13 protein-coding genes are annotated in these 15,703 nt (G+C 58.9%); 2 read left to right on the top strand and 11 right to left on the bottom strand.

Annotated elements, in window-relative coordinates; all coding sequences use genetic code 11:
- Nucleotides 1-158: 158 nt before the first annotated feature.
- From D8U73_RS24500 to D8U73_RS24460, 9 genes are all read right to left on the bottom strand, one after another.
- Nucleotides 159-1,055, bottom strand: coding sequence for an RHS repeat-associated core domain-containing protein (locus tag D8U73_RS24500; RefSeq protein ID WP_130905992.1), 897 nt, complete (start codon nucleotides 1,053-1,055; stop codon nucleotides 159-161).
- Nucleotides 1,056-1,147: 92 nt separating this feature from the next.
- The gene (locus tag D8U73_RS24495; RefSeq protein WP_130905991.1) at nucleotides 1,148-1,777 is read right to left on the bottom strand and encodes a glutathione S-transferase; all 630 of its coding nucleotides are present in this window, start codon (nucleotides 1,775-1,777) and stop codon (nucleotides 1,148-1,150) included.
- A 145-nt stretch (nucleotides 1,778-1,922) separates the two neighbouring features.
- Nucleotides 1,923-2,102: a hypothetical protein gene (locus D8U73_RS24490; RefSeq protein WP_056853874.1), complete on the bottom strand. Its 180-nt coding sequence runs from the start codon at nucleotides 2,100-2,102 to the stop codon at nucleotides 1,923-1,925.
- On the bottom strand, nucleotides 2,099-3,229 hold the full coding sequence (locus D8U73_RS24485; RefSeq protein WP_130905990.1) for a PepSY-associated TM helix domain-containing protein: 1,131 nt from the start codon (nucleotides 3,227-3,229) through the stop codon (nucleotides 2,099-2,101). Before D8U73_RS24485 ends, D8U73_RS24490 begins: the two co-directional genes overlap by 4 nt.
- Nucleotides 3,230-3,301: 72 nt before the next feature.
- The gene (locus tag D8U73_RS24480; RefSeq protein WP_130905989.1) at nucleotides 3,302-5,734 is read right to left on the bottom strand and encodes a TonB-dependent siderophore receptor; all 2,433 of its coding nucleotides are present in this window, start codon (nucleotides 5,732-5,734) and stop codon (nucleotides 3,302-3,304) included.
- Between the two features lie 233 nt (nucleotides 5,735-5,967).
- On the bottom strand, nucleotides 5,968-6,942 hold the full coding sequence (locus D8U73_RS24475; RefSeq protein ID WP_056853872.1) for a FecR family protein: 975 nt from the start codon (nucleotides 6,940-6,942) through the stop codon (nucleotides 5,968-5,970).
- Nucleotides 6,939-7,457, bottom strand: a complete 519-nt coding sequence (locus tag D8U73_RS24470) for an RNA polymerase sigma factor (RefSeq protein ID WP_056853871.1) — start codon at nucleotides 7,455-7,457, stop codon at nucleotides 6,939-6,941. Before D8U73_RS24470 ends, D8U73_RS24475 begins: the two co-directional genes overlap by 4 nt.
- A 244-nt stretch (nucleotides 7,458-7,701) precedes the next feature.
- Nucleotides 7,702-8,409 (bottom strand): 3'-5' exonuclease, encoded by a 708-nt coding sequence (locus tag D8U73_RS24465; protein ID WP_056853870.1) that lies wholly within the window; start codon nucleotides 8,407-8,409, stop codon nucleotides 7,702-7,704.
- Nucleotides 8,410-8,419: 10 nt separating this feature from the next.
- The gene (locus D8U73_RS24460) at nucleotides 8,420-10,360 is read right to left on the bottom strand and encodes a putative nucleotidyltransferase substrate binding domain-containing protein (protein ID WP_177435067.1); all 1,941 of its coding nucleotides are present in this window, start codon (nucleotides 10,358-10,360) and stop codon (nucleotides 8,420-8,422) included.
- A 254-nt stretch (nucleotides 10,361-10,614) separates the two neighbouring features.
- Here D8U73_RS24460 and D8U73_RS24455 point away from each other — a divergent pair, with 254 nt between their 5' ends.
- Nucleotides 10,615-11,061 carry a response regulator gene (locus D8U73_RS24455; RefSeq protein WP_056853869.1) on the top strand — a complete coding sequence of 149 codons (447 nt, stop codon included), beginning with the start codon at nucleotides 10,615-10,617 and terminating at the stop codon, nucleotides 11,059-11,061.
- A 160-nt stretch (nucleotides 11,062-11,221) separates the two neighbouring features.
- Here D8U73_RS24455 and D8U73_RS24450 read toward each other — a convergent pair whose 3' ends face one another.
- Nucleotides 11,222-13,399 carry a malate synthase G gene (locus tag D8U73_RS24450; protein WP_056853581.1) on the bottom strand — a complete coding sequence of 726 codons (2,178 nt, stop codon included), beginning with the start codon at nucleotides 13,397-13,399 and terminating at the stop codon, nucleotides 11,222-11,224.
- Between the two features lie 567 nt (nucleotides 13,400-13,966).
- Between D8U73_RS24450 and D8U73_RS24440 the strand changes: the two genes are divergently transcribed.
- On the top strand, nucleotides 13,967-14,485 hold the full coding sequence (locus tag D8U73_RS24440) for a glycine cleavage system protein R (RefSeq protein ID WP_056853580.1): 519 nt from the start codon (nucleotides 13,967-13,969) through the stop codon (nucleotides 14,483-14,485).
- A 215-nt stretch (nucleotides 14,486-14,700) separates the two neighbouring features.
- Here the strand turns inward: D8U73_RS24440 and rarD are convergent, their stop codons facing one another.
- A complete protein-coding gene (gene rarD, locus D8U73_RS24435) occupies nucleotides 14,701-15,588 on the bottom strand; it encodes an EamA family transporter RarD (protein ID WP_130905986.1) in 888 nt (295 codons plus the stop codon).
- Between the last annotated feature and the right edge of the window lie 115 nt (nucleotides 15,589-15,703).

Genomic DNA, 15,703 nt, shown 5'->3' with positions numbered 1-15,703 from the left:
TCGCAATCATCGAAGGCCGCTGGCTCACCTCGAAATACCACGCGGCCCAAGACATATTGTTACGGGTAAATATGTCTGACCCCCGTTTCCCTTGGTTGTGTGTTGTTGATCGGGTTCTTGTAGGCCATGTACTGCGCAGAGTGCGTCACGGCTTGGGTTTAATATTTTAGCCATGGTTCGAGTTCAGTAACACGGAGTTTTCTCTTTGCGCGACGCTGGAGCTCTGTTCCTCTTATCTCTCCATTAGCCTGCACGGCCAAGCGCTCTCTTGTGTGTATTTCGGCGCCAAGGTTGGGAATTTGGCTAAATTTATCAAGCTGTTCATCTGGTATGTTGTTGGTTGAGTTAACCCATTTCAAAGTCGATGATTTTGTGGCTCCGTGAGCCGCTCTGTTAGACGTAAGTCCCAATGTTGCAACATAGTTTGGGTTGAGCGCGGCAGAAGAGTAAGAGGGGCCAATGCTGGAAAGAGAACTCTGATTCATGCTCTGGTAGGGCGAAGGCATTGGCACTGAGGGCAAGTTATCCACACTTGAATATGATTTAATCGCATCGTGATTTGATAGGGCGCTTCTCCTGTTACTAATTGAACTGGCGCTTTCGAATGTGGAGTTAATTTTAGATGCAGTTGAGGTAGGTGTTCGTAATAATTTATCGGATGTCCTGCCAGCGAGTTTTAATGTTGGTCGCGGAATTGCAAAACGTTTGAAGTATACATATACCTTTCCGCTTGGATCGTGCCGATTCCTCGGATCCCCTCCACAGTACACATACGCGTTGACTCCACCCGCCCCGAACGGACTCAAATAATCCGGACTTAAAAAGCGCATCAACAGAGGGCTATATATTCGATGTCCATTGCCCAGCGAATAATAGCCTGTCATTAATTCCTGAAATTCCCCATTAAACCTAATCTGACTCTGCGAAGCGCTCAACTGACTATGACCGTAAGCAGAGTAGGCAATGGCATTACTCCCGGCCGTGTCGATGGCATTCAACACCGATCCCGAATGATCAGTTGCTAACAGGATCGTTTTGCGAATTTGCGTAGTCATTGATTGATCTCCGAAAACAGCTGTGAAATCAGTGTCGGAGATTCATCAGCGCTTGCCTACTATCAGAACTGCTAGTGTTTCCTCGTCGCAGGCTAAATCTTCGGCATCGTCGCAATCATCGAAGGCCGCTGGCTCACCTCGAAATACCACGCGGCCAATTGCGGATTGGCCGTGCGCCAGTCCAGATCAGGATGGCGCAAGTCCACGTAACCCAAGGCACATGCCACACTGATTGCCGCCACGTCGAAATGGCTGGTCAGCTCGGCAATCGCGTCTTTTTCCAGCAGCGCCAGAGCACGGCGGATTTTGTCGCGCTGGCCGTCGAGGTAGGCGGCCCAGTGTTTTTCAGCGGGGCGCAGGGCGACTTCGTAGCGCACCAGCACGGCGGCATCCATGATCCCGTCGGCCAGCGACGCGAGGGTCAGGCGCCGCCAGCGGGCGGAACCTTCGCGAGGGATCAGCGGGTTGCCGACGTGCTGGTGGTCGAGGTAGTCGAGGATCACCCGGCTGTCATGGATGACGTTGCCGTCGGCCAAACGCAGGGCGGGGATTTTGCTCAAAGGGTTGTCGTCGATCAGCGCCAGATCCGGGTCGACCGGGGTGAGCACGCAGTTTTGCAGGGCCACTCGATTCTGTTGGCCGGTTTCGTGCAGCAGCACCATGACTTTGCGAACGAAGGGCGAAAGCGGATTGTGGTACAGGGTCATGCTCGGGGCGGACATGGCAGCGTCTCGATCGGGGGCGGTGACGGGCAGCATAGCGTGTTGAGCACATAGCTCAAACGTCATGACTCGAGCCGGGCGGGAGTTGGCTTGCTCGCGATGGCGATCTTGCGGGCGCCATCGTCGGCAAGCCGTGCTCCAACGTTCAGCGGTGTTGCAGCAAGCCCCGCAGACCGAGGACGGCAGGAATGCCGAGCCCCAGCCAGCTTAGCGAATCCCAGACGCCATCCCCCAGCAACGCGGCAAACAATCCCGCCGCGCTGAAAAGCGCAATGACCGTGGGCGTGGCAAATACCTTCCAGAAACTCGACTGCCGAGGCCTCATGCCGCGCTCTCCGCTTTTTCCAGCACAGGGTTGGCAGCCTTGCGCCGGACCACCCACAGGTAAACTCCACTGCCCAGGACAATGATGGTCAGCACATCCAGGGTCGCCCAGAGAATTTGCATCGGCATGCCGCCGTAGTCACCGAAGTGCAACGGCTGCGACATGCCCATGGCGTCCATGTACCACGGACGTTCAGCCACAGCGGTGACTTGCAAAGTGCTGGCGTCGATCAGTACCGGCGTCAGCAAGTGCGAGGTCAAATGCGTGCTGCCCTTCATGAACACGGCGTAATGGTGCTCACTGGAGAACCGTGTGCCGGGAAAGGCGATGAAGTCGGGTTGCATGCCTGGCGCAACTTCCCTGGCGATATCGAGCAATTGAGTGGCCGGTGCCAGGTGCGTCAGCGGTGGCGCGTCGCGGTACGGCGCGACCATCGCACTCAGGCTGTCGTTGCGCCACGCGGCGATCAGCAGGTCGGCACAGGCGCTGATCACGCCGGTTACTCCGACCACCAGTGCCCAGGTCAGCGTCACCACGCCGATCAGGTTGTGCAGATCAAGCCAGCGCAGGCGGGAGGATTTGTCGTGGCGCACGGTGGCGAATTTCAAGCGACGCATGAACGGCAGGTACAGCACGGTGCCCGAAACGATCGCGACAACGAACAGCAACCCCATGAACGCCAGCAACAATTTGCCCGGCAGGCCGGCAAACATGTCCACGTGCAGGCGCAACATGACCATCATGAAGCCGCCATTGGCCGATGGCATCTCCAGCGCTTCGCCGGTACGGGCATCTAGCATGAAGGTATGGGATGAGTTCGGCTCGGTGCCGGCGGTGGCAGCCATGATCGCGATCGCGGCATTGGGCTCGTCATCTTCGAAACCGAAATATTGCATGACCTCGCCGGGGCGATGCTTCTCGGCCGCCTGTACCAACTGCTGCAAATTCAGGTGGGGGGTGTCCTCCGGCATGACCTGCAACTCTGGGGCATCGCCCAGCAGATGGTCGATCTCGTGATGGAAGATCAAGGGCAGGCCGGTCAATGCCAGCATCAGCAGGAACACGGTGCAAATCAGGCTGGACCAGGTGTGGATAAAGGACCAGCGGCGGATTGTTTTGCTTTTCATTTCTTGGCCTTTGAAAAAACCGAAGCCGCCCATTAAGGACGGCCTGGTCATAGGGCATGTCAGATCAACGCTTTACCACTTGTAGGTGGCAGTGGCGACGACGCTGCGCTGGTCGCCGTAGTAGCAGTAGAAACTGTCGCAAGTCGAGATGTAGTCCTTGTCGAACAGGTTGGTCGCGTTCAGCGCCAGCGAGGCGCTTTTCAAGCTGTTGTCCAGACGGCCGAGGTCGTAGTGAACAGCTGCGTCGAACACGGTGTAGGCATCGGCCTTGCCCAGTTCGGTGTTGGCCTGATCGCCGTAGGTGTTGCCGGTGTAGCGAACGCCACCGCCCACGCCGAAACCATCGAGCACGCCGTTGTGCCAGGTGTAATCGGCCCACAGCGAAGCCTGCTGGTTTGGCATCAGTTGCAGGCGATTGCCTTTGAAATCACCTTTTTGCACTTCGGATTTTGCCAGGGTGTACGCGGCGATGACCTTGAGGTTCTCCGTCACATCGGAAACGGCTTCCAGCTCCAGTCCCTTGACCTTTACTTCACCGGTCTGGCTGGTGATCGAAACGTTGTCCGAGTTGGTGGTGGTGACGGACACGTTCTTCTGGGTCAGGTCGTAGATCGCGGCACTGAGCAACGTATCGCTGCCTGGCGGCTGGTACTTGATGCCCAGTTCCCATTGCTCGCCTTCGGTCGGTTTGAACGAATCGGTGGGCGAGGCCGTGGCATTGCTGGTCGGCTGGAACGACTCGGCGTACGACAGATACGGAACAAAACCGTTGTCGAACACGTAGCTGATCGCTGCGTTGCCGCTGAAGTTGGTGTCGCGCTCAGTATTGGTGGCATCGCCCTTGTTGAAGAACTTGGTGCCGGTGTGAACCCAGTCTTCACGACCGCCCAGTGTCAGGCGCCATTGGTCGAGGGCCATCTGGTCCTGGACGTACAGGCCGGTCTGGTAGGTTTTCTGGTCGTAGTCGTAGAACGCGCTGGAGCGTGGCGGACGGACGATTTCCACGCCACGCACAGGGTTGTTCACGTTGGTTGGCGGTGCGCTGCCGAAAATCGAGGTGTAGTTGGTGTTGCTGCGCTGGTGATCGAAACCAATCAACACGGTGTGACTGACATCGCCGGTGGCGAAGTCGGCCTGGAAGTTGTTGTCCACGGCGAACTGGCTGATGTCCTCGTCGACGCTGGTGGTCGAGCGACCGACGTTGCCTTCATTGTCGACCTGAGTGAACGGGTACGCGCCGACGGTGATGCCCTGGAAAGACAAGTCAGATTTTGTGTAGCGCAGGTTCTGACGGAATTGCCAGACATCGTTGAGGCGATGTTCGAAGGCGTAGCCCAGCGCGTAGTAGGTGCGGTCGTAGTATTCCCAATCCGGGTCGCCCAGGTTCTTGTGGTGGGAAACATCGCCGAACGGCATGTTGATTTTGGTGCCCTGGATCGGCAGGAATTGGCTGGTGATGCCGGTATCGTCCCGGGTGAATTGCGTGAGCAGGGTGAACCGGGTGTCTTCGTCGATGTTCCAGGTCAGGCTTGGCGCAATGTTGTAGCGCTTGTTGTCGACGTGGTCGATTTGGGTTCCGCTGTCGCGCACTACGCCGCTCAGACCGTAGAGGAATTGCCCTTCATCGTCGATCTTGCCGGTGCTGGCAAAATTGATCTGGCGATGATTGTCGCTGCCGTATTGCAGCTGGACTTCGCTGCTCGACTCAGCACTGGGACGGCGACTGACCATATCGAGCAGGCCGCCCGGCGGCGTCTGACCATAGATCGACGAGGCTGGGCCGCGCAGCAGGGCTAGGCGGTCGAGGTTCCAGGTTTCCTGTTTCGGGTTGGCATACACGCCTTTTGGCAGCGGCAGGCCATCGAGGAACTGGGTCGGTTCGAAACCGCGCACTCGCAACCAGTCGGCGCGGGTGTCGCTGCCATAGCTGCTGGCGGTGATGCCTGGCATGTAGCGCACGGCGTCGTCGAGACTCTGTACGTTACGGTCGTCCATCTGCTCACGGGTTGCCACGGAAATCGAACGCGGCACCTCGACCAGTGCGGTGTCGGTCTTGGTGCCGGCAGCCGTGCGCTTGGCCAGATAACCCTGCACCGGCCCCCACGCGTTTTCAGGATCAGCTTCGACGCCGATCACGCTGGTGGCCGGCAGCGACATCACACCTTCAGGCACCGCCACCAGTGTGTAGCTGCCGGTGGCGCTTTGTTCCAATTGCAAACCCGTGCCCCGCAGTGCTTCACGCAAAGCGCCGGCAGCATCGAATTGGCCGGTGACCGGAGCCGACGTCTTGCCCGCCGCCAGCGATGGGCTCAGCGACAGGGCGAGGCCCGCCTGGCTGGCGATCTGGTTCAGGGTGTTGGCCAATGGCGCGGCCGGCAGGTTGTAGGCGCGAACGCTGGACGCTTGTTCAGCGGCGACCAGTTGACTGCTGGCCAAAGGGGTGCAAAGGGCGATGGCGACCGCCAGCAAACTGGGGCGCAACAAGGTGTCTAGCGAACGGGACATACAGCGGCTCCTGAAAGGGAATACTTCTCAATTGCCTAGGTGCCGAACGAAAATCAAAAAGTGATAGGGCTGGATGAAAATAATTTCGATTCAATAATCACTGTAAGTCTGACGGCCTCTTCGCGGGCAAGCCTCGCTCCTACAGTTTTGTATTGTTCCCACATTCAATAAACGACTCGACCTGGTAGGAGCGAGGCTTGCCCGCGAAGGCCGTATGCCAGAAACAGCACCTCTCAGGGTTTGGCATCGGCCTTGGCCGCCACCGTCACCCACCATTGCGTGTGCTGTTCAATCTGCACTGGCAACGTCGGTAACAGCGCGTTCAGGGCCAGGTCCGTGTCATGCAGCGGGAAGCTGCCGGTGATCCGCAGGTCCGCTACTTGCGGCGTCACGCCCAAATACCCGCGGCGATAACGGCCGAGTTCATGCACCAGGTCTTCCAATCGCGCGTTATCCACCACCAGCATGCCGCGGGTCCAGGCATCTGCGCCGAGGTTGAGTGCAGCCACCGATCCCAAGCCATCATTACGAATCAGTACTTGCTGGCCTTCGCGCAAAATCTGTTCGTCAGCGCTCGATTGCGGATGAACGGCCACCGCCGACTGCAAGACGCTCAGGCGCGTGCCTGCTTCTTCGCGCTTGACCAGAAACCGTGTGCCCAATGCGCGCATGCTGCCTTCGCGGGTTTCGACGATAAACGGGCGGGCATCACCATGGCCGGTCTCAACGAGGATTTCCCCTTCCTGGAGTACCACCCGGCGCTGCTTCTCATCGAAGCGCACGTCCACGGCACTGTGGGTGTTGAGGTTGATCAGCGTGCCGTCGGCCAGGCGAAGGGTGCGCTGTTCACCGGTCGCGGTGCGTTGGTCGGCCAACCAGTAACCGACCGGCAGATACCGCTCACCGGCAAACAATGCCAGACCGATCACCGCTACGACGCTGGCCAGACCGCTGCCGAGCTTGCGTACCCGTCGGCGAATACCTTCGCGTGATTGCAGCAAGGCAGTGCGGGCCGGGCCGCTGGCGACGCTGAAGCGTTGGTCGAGCATGCCCAATTGGCGCCATGCACGCGCATGTTCTTCGTGGGCGGCGTGCCATTTGCTGAACGCTTCGCGCTCCACCGGATTACCGGAATCCAGCGACAGCTGCCAGGCAATGGCGGCATCGAGCACCTGCGCCGACACTGGCTTGGAACTGAGCGGGTTCATGTCGGCTCACCGTACAGCGCGATGTAACACTGACGCAGGCCCTGGGTCAGGTACTGGCGCACACGCGGTACCGACACGCCGAGGCGTTCGGCGATTTGCGCGTGGCTCAAGCCATCGAGACGATTGTAGAGAAACGCCGCCCGAGCCTTGCTCGACAGCTTGCCGAGCAGGCGATCGATGTTTTTCAGGTCTTCAAGGATCATTTGCTGTTCTTCCACCGACGGTTGCTCGGCTTCGGGGATCAGCATCAGTTCGGTGAGGTAGGCCTGTTCCAGCGCGGCGCGGCGGAAATAGTCGAACAGCAGGCCCTTGGCAATCGCCACCAGAAACGCCCGCGGTTCGCGCGGCTCTTTGAGTTCCTCACGGCCGAGCAAACGCACGAAGGTGTCCTGACTCAAGTCTTCGGCTCGTTGCGGGCAAGCGACGTTGCGACGAAGCCAGGCCAATAGCCAACCGCGATGGTCGCGATATAACGCACCGACGAGCTCACTTTGAGGGCTTGGGACTGACGACACGCCGCATCACCGTTTGGGAAGTGTTAACTAACGAGAATTGTTCGCGATTGTGGCAGAGGCGAGGAGGGTGCGCAATTGGCGCTGGTCGGGTGGGATAAATGCTTGTTCGCTGTAAGACCGCGGCTTCGTTCATCGCGGGCAAGCCTCGGTCCTATAGAGATGGTGTCGTTCGTCAACGTCCTGAACGAAACATCTCTGTAGGACCGAGGCTTGCCCGGGAAGGCGCCAGAGCAGACCAAAAAATCTAGAAAGACGGGGTTTGCTGCCGTCGTTTCCACTGATTCAACCGCTGCTGCAAATTCAACGGACTGTGAATCTGTTGCTGTCGCGCACGGCTGAACAGGATCAACGCCAGTTCCGCCGTGGCCAGCGCATCGGCGCTGGCGTTGTGACGTTCGAACACTTCGAGTTTGAACCAGTCGATCCACTCGTCCAGCCCGGCCTCGCGAATGTGCGCCTGCGGGCAGACCAGCGGGGCGATATCCGCAACATCCATAAACAGGTGCTGCAACTTGTAACCCAGATGTTCTTTCAGTGCGCGGCCGAGCATGTGCTGGTCGAATGGCGCGTGGAAAGCCAGCACCGGACTGTCGCCGACAAACTCCATGAAATCGAGCAGTGCGTGGGCCGGATCGCTGCCGGCAGCAATCGCGCTGGGGCCGATCCCATGAATCAGCACGCTGGGGCCGAGTTTGACTTCGGCGCATTGCAGGGTGCGCTCGAACTGCTGGCTGAAGTCGATCGCGCCGTCTTCGATCACCACCGCACCGATGGACAGCACGCGGTCCTTGTTCAGGTTCAGTCCGGTGGTTTCCAGGTCGAGCACCACCCAGCGTTGTTCGCGCAGGCTGCACTCGCTCAATTCTTTCACCGCCGGCAAACGTTGCAGGCGTTGTTGCAGTTCTCCGGACAGGCTCGGGCCGCCCGGGCGCAACCATGAAAACAGACTCATCGCTGATCGCTCATAATTGGTACCGCAAGGCCAGACTGCTTTGCAGGCGTTGCGCCTGACGCAAGGACTCACGCAGGATCCGCCGGTCCAGATGATTCAGACTGTCCGGATCGACGCGGTTGGAGTAAGGCAGGTTCTCCCGGGTCTGTAGCTGATGTTGCTGCATGCGGGTTTGCTGAATGAAGTGATAGGCCTCTTCGTACGCCGCGCCGTCCAGGGGCTCGATGATCTCTTTGTCCACCAGTTGGCGAAAACGCTCCAGGGTGTTGTTGGTTTCGATGCCATGGGCCAGGGCAAGCAGTCGCGCCCCGTCGACGAAGGGCGTCAGGCCCTGAATCTTCAAGTCCAGTGTGGCTTTCTCGCCATTCTTTCGGGCCAGTACAAACTCGCGGAAACGCCCAACAGGCGGGCGATTGCGCAACGCGTTTTCGGCCAGCATGCGCTGGAACAAGCGGTTGTCGGCGACCTGGTCGAGAATCCCGCGGCGCAACTGCTCACAACCTTGCTCGTTGCCCCAGACCACACGCAGATCGAAATAGATACTCGAACCCAGCAGGTTTTCCGGCGTGGCCTCGCGGATGAACGCGGCGAAGCGACGCGCCCACTCGACACGGGACAAGCACAGCTCGGGGTTACCGGCCATGATGTTGCCCTTGCACAGGGTGAAGCCGCACAACGCCAGGCTTTGGTTGATCTGATGGGCGATGGGCAGCAACTTGCCGCGGATTTCGGCAGCATGGGCTGCGTCGCGGGCTTCGAACAGAATGCCGTTGTCCTGATCGGTGTGCAGCGTTTGCTCGCGACGGCCTTCGCTGCCGAAACACAACCAACTGAACGCGACGCCCGGATCACCTTTCTCGGCGAGGGTCAGTTCAATCACCCGGCACACGGTGTGATCGTTGAGCAGGGTGATGATGTGGGTGATCTGGGTCGAGGACGCACCGTGGGCCAGCATGCGCTCGACCAATTGGCCGATCTCGCCGCGCATGGCCACCAGATTTTCCACCCGCGGAGCGTTGCGGATGGTCCGCGCCAGGTGCACCAGGTCGACCCGCTGCAGTGAAAACAGATCGCGCTCGGACACCACGCCACACAGGCGTTGGTCCTTGACCAGGCAGACATGGGCGATATGCCGCTCGGTCATGGCGATCGCGGCGTCGAACGCGCTGTGGTCCGGTGTGAGGTAAAACGGCGAGGGTGTCATGTGGCGTTCGATGGCTTCGGCAAAATCACCGGCAGCATTGGCCACCACGTGCCGCAGGTCGCGCAGGGTGAAAATCCCCAGCGGCGCTTGCTGTTCATCAACCACCACAATGCTGCCCACCTGCTGCTCGTGCATCAGGGTCACGGCCTCGCGCAGGGGCGTCGCCGGACTGCACATGACCGGATGGCGCATGGCCAATTCACCCAAACGGGTATTGAGCGAATACTGCGTGCCAAGGGTTTCCACGGCTTTCTGCTGGACCTGCTGATTGACCTGATCCAGCAGGCTGCTCACGCCGCGTAGGGCAAAGTCACGGAATGTGCCGGAAATGGCGAAGAGCTTGATAAATGCGAGTTTGTTCAGCTGTAGGCAAAAGGTGTCTTCGGCTGCCAGATGTTCAGTGCGCGTCGCACGTTCTCCCAGCAACGCCGCCAGGGGAAAACACTCGCCGGTGGTGATCTCGAAAGTGGTTTCGGTACCGCCCTTGGCTGAATGGGGGCGCTCGCCTACGACCCGGCCCTGTTTGACGATATAGAAATGTTCAACCGGGCCCTCGGCAGGCTTGATGATGCTTTCGCCGGGGGCATAAAAACGCAGCTGACATTGTTCAACCAGGTACGCCAGGTGGGCGTGTTCCATCTGGTTGAAAGGCGGGAATCGCTGAAGAAATTGCAGAGTGCCCTGGATGTTCTGCAACACCGCGGTTTTCCCTGCCTGTGTGAAGGCGTCCGCTTTACTCATAACCATTACCGCAGTCTTTTTTGGAGTTGTTGTTGTCGGATGACTCACCCATGGTCGACCCCTGCGAGCGGGGTGCCCATTGGACGTAAGTCTAGGTAGGACGTAAACGTGAGGCAGCGTCTGAAAAACCCTACCTAAATGTGAGAAAAACCTTACCTAACCCCTATTGGAAAATATTCCGACGAAGTGCACATTGAAGGTCTGCTTAGCGATGTCTCACCACTGTGCTAGGGAAATGAATTGAACATGTAGAGAACGCCATGTCCGACCACGATATTTTGAGTGACGCCGAGCGTGAAGCGCTGAGTGCAGTCATGCAGGAACCTGACTTGCCGCCGCAACGGGTGTTGATCGTCGATGACGATAAAGATGCCCGGGAGCTGCTGTCAGAGATCCTCGGGTTGGACGGGATTCGTTGCCTGACCGCGGCGAGCGGCGAAACAGCATTGAAAATGCTGGAAGAGAAACCCGCGATTGGTTTGATCATCACCGATTTGCGGATGGGCAATGTCGATGGCCTCGATCTGATCCGCCAGGTCCGTGAATCGGTACGGGCGGCGATGCCGATCATCATTGTGTCCGGTGATGCCGACGTGAAAGACGCCATCGCCGCCATGCATTTGAGCGTGGTGGATTTTTTGCTCAAGCCCATCGATACCGGCAAATTGCTGGGGCTGGTCAAGCATGAGTTGGGGATGGAGCCCTGACCGATGATGGGTTTGGCTTGTTTGATCGTCTTCGCGGGCAAGCCGCGCTTCGTGCAAGACCTGTAGGAGCGAGGCTTGCCCGCTAAGGCAGCGCCCGTGATGCCCAAAAAAAACCCTGATCGAAAGATCAGGGCTTTTTCATGTCCGGCGTAAACGTTCGTTATAGGCCGTTGGCAGCCTTGAACTCGCGACGACGACGGTGCAGGACCGGCTCGGTGTAGCCGTTCGGCTGCCTGGTGCCTTCGATCACCAACTCGACCGCCGCCTGGAAGGCGATGTTGCTGTCGAAGTCTGGTGCCAATGGACGGTACAGCGCATCACCAGCGTTCTGACGGTCAACCACCGGCGCCATGCGCTTGAGGCTTTCCATCACTTGCTCTTCGGTGACGATGCCGTGACGCAGCCAGTTGGCGATGTGCTGGCTCGAAATACGCAGCGTGGCACGGTCTTCCATCAGGCCGACATCGTTGATGTCCGGCACTTTCGAACAGCCAACGCCCTGGTCGATCCAGCGCACGACGTAACCGAGAATGCCCTGGCTGTTGTTGTCCAGTTCGTTCTTGATTTGCTCGGCGGTCCACTGCGGATTCACTGCCAGCGGGATGGTCAGGATGTCGTCCACCGACGCGTGAGCACGCTTGGCCAGTTCGGCCTGACGGGCGAACACGTCAACCTTGTGGTAGTGCAGCGCGTGCAGGGCAGCGGCAGTTGGCGACGGGACCCAGGCCGTGTTGGCGCCGGCCAGTGGGTGAGCGATTTTCTGTTCGAGCATCGCTGCCATCAGGTCAGGCATTGCCCACATGCCTTTACCGATCTGTGCGCGACCCTGCAGGCCGGTGCTCAAACCGATATCGACGTTGGAGTTCTCGTAGGCACCGATCCATTTTTCCGCCTTCATGTCGGCCTTGCGCACCATCGGGCCGGCTTCCATGGAGGTGTGGATTTCGTCGCCCGTGCGGTCGAGGAAACCGGTGTTGATGAACACCACGCGCTCGCTGGCAGCCTTGATGCAAGCCTTGAGGTTGACCGTGGTACGGCGTTCCTCGTCCATGATCCCGACCTTGAGGGTATTGCGCGCCAGGCCCAGCACGTCTTCGATGCGGCCGAACAGTTCGTTGGTGAACGCCGCTTCTTCAGGGCCGTGCATCTTCGGCTTCACAATGTAGATGGAGCCGGTGCGGGTGTTCTTGCGCGTGGTGTTGCCGTTCAGGTTGTGCATCGCTGCCAGGCAGGTCACCAGGCCATCGAGAATACCTTCCGGCACTTCATTGCCATCTTTGTCGAGGATCGCATCGATGGTCATCAGGTGACCCACGTTGCGCACGAACAACAACGAGCGACCGTGCAGGTTCACCGCGTTACCGTCGACACCGGTGTAGGTGCGGTCGGGGTTCATGGTGCGGGTAAACGTCTTGCCACCCTTGGCGACTTCTTCCGACAGGTCGCCTTTCATCAAGCCGAGCCAGTTGCGGTAGATCACCACTTTGTCATCGGCATCAACGGCGGCAACCGAGTCTTCGCAGTCCATGATGGTGGTCAGCGCGGCTTCCATCAGGATGTCTTTGACGCCGGCGGCATCGGTCTGGCCAACCGGAGTGCTGGCGTCGACCTGGATTTCGAAATGCAGGCCGTTGTTTTTCAGCAGGATCGCGGTCGGTGCCGAAGCATCGCCCTGGAAACCGATCAGTTGCGCATCGTTGCGCAGGCCGCTGTTGCTGCCGCCCTTTAGCGCGACGACCAGTTTGCCGTCGACGATTTTATAGGCGGTGGAATCGACGTGGGAACCGGCTGCCAGTGGCGCCGCTTCGTCGAGGAAGGCGCGGGCGAAGGCGATGACCTTGTCGCCACGAACCTTGTTGTAGCCTTTGCCTTTTTCCGCACCGTCAGCTTCGCTGATGGCGTCGGTGCCGTAGAGCGCGTCGTACAGCGAACCCCAGCGGGCGTTCGAAGCATTGAGAGCGAAGCGGGCGTTCATCACCGGGACCACGAGTTGTGGACCGGCCATGCGGGCGATTTCTTCATCGACGTTTTGCGTCGTTGCCTGGAAATCGGCCGCTTCTGGCAGCAGATAACCGATGTCTTGCAGGAAGGCTTTGTAGGCCACGGCGTCGTGCGCCTGACCGGCGCGTTCCTGGTGCCAGGCGTCGATACGCGCCTGGAAATCATCGCGTTTGGCGAGTAGGGCTTTGTTCTTCGGTGCCAGGTCATGAATGACCTTGTCTGCACCGGCCCAGAACTTATCGGCGGTGAGGCCGGTACCGGGAATGGCTTCGTTGTTCACGAAGTCGAACAGGACTTTGGCGACCTGCAGGCCACCGACTTGAACGTGTTCAGTCATTGCTTGCCTCACTCTGCTCAGCTATTTCGCTTTTCAGCTCTTCAATTTAACAATGAAGCCTCTGGCCATTTAAACCACAAACCCTGCGACCAGTACATGCCATTTCTGACGGCTGGGTGGTGACCGATCAACGGCTTGAGGGCCTTGCTGACGGGGCTTTCAGGGATGTGGCTGCGGCTGTGGCAGACATCGATCCAACGTTATGTAGTGCGCGCTGCGGCATACTACATGATCAATTGCGCTTGTGAAAATTAGACTAATTACGTCGTTCTGCGACCCCATGACGCATTGCAGTCACGTCGGGGATCGGGATGTTCTCAAAAAACCATGAGATTGTTCCAGTTAAATATAAAAAGTTGTACACATAATCTTTGGTTTGCGGCTATGGAGCTATGTTTCCCGTGGCGAGGGAGCTTGCTCCCGCTGGCTTGCGAAGCAAGCCCAAACGTTTTTACGACTGCTTCGCAGTCGAGCGGGAGCAAGCTCCCTCGCCACAGCCAAGCCGATTCCAGCCCCTTGCCTATACTTGGTTTTCTATAACAAGAGTCATGACCAGAGGGCTGCGCCATGGACCACCTCGTACTCACCGTTTTTGCACCGGACAAGCCAGGGCAGGTCGAGCGCATTGCCCAATGCATTGCCGAGCAGGGCGGCAACTGGCTGGAAAGCCGCATGTCGCGCATGGCCGGGCAATTCGCCGGGATTCTTCGGGTGGGCGTGCCGGCAGAAGCCTACGACGCATTAGTCGATGCCCTACAGGCATTGTCCGCTCAGGGCATTCGCGTGTTGATCGCCGAAAGCGGCATCGAACAGTCCTGCACCTGGAAGCCGATTGCCATGGAATTGGTGGGCAATGATCGCCCCGGTATCGTGCGAGACATCACCCGGTTGTTGAGCGAGCAGGGGGTGAACCTGGAAAGGTTGGTGACGGAAGTGCGTCCAGCGCCGATGAGCAGCGAGCCGTTGTTCCACGCCGAGGCGATTCTGGCGGTGCCATTGACCCTTTCTCTGGACGTGCTGCAATCACGCCTGGAAACCCTGGCGGATGATCTGATGGTGGAACTGGTGCTGCGCAGTGAACCGTGACCCGGTTATCCAAGTTTAACGTGCACCTGCCTGTGGATAACCTGTAGAGACAGCCCGCCAGGCCACGCCGGCCGGGGCTTTTCAGGATCTGATCAAAAAACCAGCAGTTTCAGTGACTTGCGCACAAACGGCGGGGATCACGCTGTGGATAACCTTGGGAAGGAACGATGCAGGCCACGGAATACGTGGCCTGTGGAGGTTTGTACGTTTTTTGATCAGGCGCGGCGACGCAAACTGAGCCACGCATCGACGCTGTAAACGGCCAGGCCTGCCCAGATAAACATGAAGGCCACCAAGGTGCTGGACGACAAGTGTTCGTCAAACAGCAGTACCGCCTGCAACAACACCAACGTCGGCGCCAGGTACTGGAGGAAGCCCAGTGTGGTGTAGGGCAAATGCCGCGCGGCGGCGTTGAAACACACCAGCGGTACCAGCGTCACCGGACCTGCCGCCACCAACCACCAGGCCTCGGAGGTCGTCCAGAATTCGGCCTGAGCACTGCTGGCGGTCGGATTGAGCAACAACCAGGCAATGGCGATCGGCACCAGCATCCAGGTTTCCACCACCAGCCCGGGCAGGGCCTTCACGGGTGCCTGCTTGCGAATCAGCCCGTAGAAACCGAAGGTCAGAGCCAACACCAGCGACACCCACGGCAGACTGCCGACTTGCCATACCTGTTGCGCTACGCCCACGGCCGCCAGCCCCACCGCAATCCATTGCATGCGGCGCAGCCGCTCGCCGAGGATCAGCATGCCCAGCAGCACGTTCACCAGCGGATTGATGTAGTAACCAAGGCTGGCTTCGAGCATGCGCCCGTTATTCACCGACCAGACATAGGTCAGCCAGTTGGCCGCGATCAATGTGCCGCTCAAGGCGAGGATCGTCAGTCGCTTCGGATTATCACGCAGCTCACGCCACCAGCCCGGGTGCTTCCAGACCATCAGCAGCAAGGCACCAAACAGCGCCGACCAGAGCACGCGGTGGATGATGATCTCCACGGCGGGAACGCTGGCGATGGCTTTGAAGTAAAGCGGGAAAAGTCCCCAGATGATGTAGGCACTCAGGCCCAATATGTACCCGCGACGCGGGTTGGCGGCTTGCATGCAGAGTCCTTGCTTAGGCAGCTAACAAAGAAGGGATTGTATAGATGTATAGAGGATTGTGTAGGAGCGAGGCTTGCCCGCGAAGAACGCTAACGTGGTATGCCTGATGTACCGC

This window comes from Pseudomonas sp. Sample_22, from assembly GCF_004307635.1.
Taxonomy (GTDB): Bacteria; Pseudomonadota; Gammaproteobacteria; order Pseudomonadales; family Pseudomonadaceae; genus Aquipseudomonas.
This window is presented reverse-complemented; position numbering and strand designations above follow the sequence as displayed.

Excerpts from the sequence above, each read along its gene's own strand:
- D8U73_RS24440 (WP_056853580.1), top strand. The coding sequence starts at position 13,967 with ATGGACCACCTCGTACTCACCGTTTTTGCACCGGACAAGCCAGGGCAG.
- D8U73_RS24495 (WP_130905991.1), bottom strand. The coding sequence starts at position 1,777 with ATGTCCGCCCCGAGCATGACCCTGTACCACAATCCGCTTTCGCCCTTC.
- D8U73_RS24460 (WP_177435067.1), bottom strand. The coding sequence starts at position 10,360 with ATGGTTATGAGTAAAGCGGACGCCTTCACACAGGCAGGGAAAACCGCG.
- D8U73_RS24455 (WP_056853869.1), top strand. The coding sequence starts at position 10,615 with ATGTCCGACCACGATATTTTGAGTGACGCCGAGCGTGAAGCGCTGAGT.
- D8U73_RS24490 (WP_056853874.1), bottom strand. The coding sequence starts at position 2,102 with ATGAGGCCTCGGCAGTCGAGTTTCTGGAAGGTATTTGCCACGCCCACG.
- D8U73_RS24485 (WP_130905990.1), bottom strand. The coding sequence starts at position 3,229 with ATGAAAAGCAAAACAATCCGCCGCTGGTCCTTTATCCACACCTGGTCC.
- D8U73_RS24465 (WP_056853870.1), bottom strand. The coding sequence starts at position 8,409 with ATGAGTCTGTTTTCATGGTTGCGCCCGGGCGGCCCGAGCCTGTCCGGA.
- D8U73_RS24480 (WP_130905989.1), bottom strand. The coding sequence starts at position 5,734 with ATGTCCCGTTCGCTAGACACCTTGTTGCGCCCCAGTTTGCTGGCGGTC.
- rarD (WP_130905986.1), bottom strand. The coding sequence starts at position 15,588 with ATGCAAGCCGCCAACCCGCGTCGCGGGTACATATTGGGCCTGAGTGCC.
- D8U73_RS24475 (WP_056853872.1), bottom strand. The coding sequence starts at position 6,942 with ATGAACCCGCTCAGTTCCAAGCCAGTGTCGGCGCAGGTGCTCGATGCC.
- D8U73_RS24450 (WP_056853581.1), bottom strand. The coding sequence starts at position 13,399 with ATGACTGAACACGTTCAAGTCGGTGGCCTGCAGGTCGCCAAAGTCCTG.
- D8U73_RS24500 (WP_130905992.1), bottom strand. The coding sequence starts at position 1,055 with ATGACTACGCAAATTCGCAAAACGATCCTGTTAGCAACTGATCATTCG.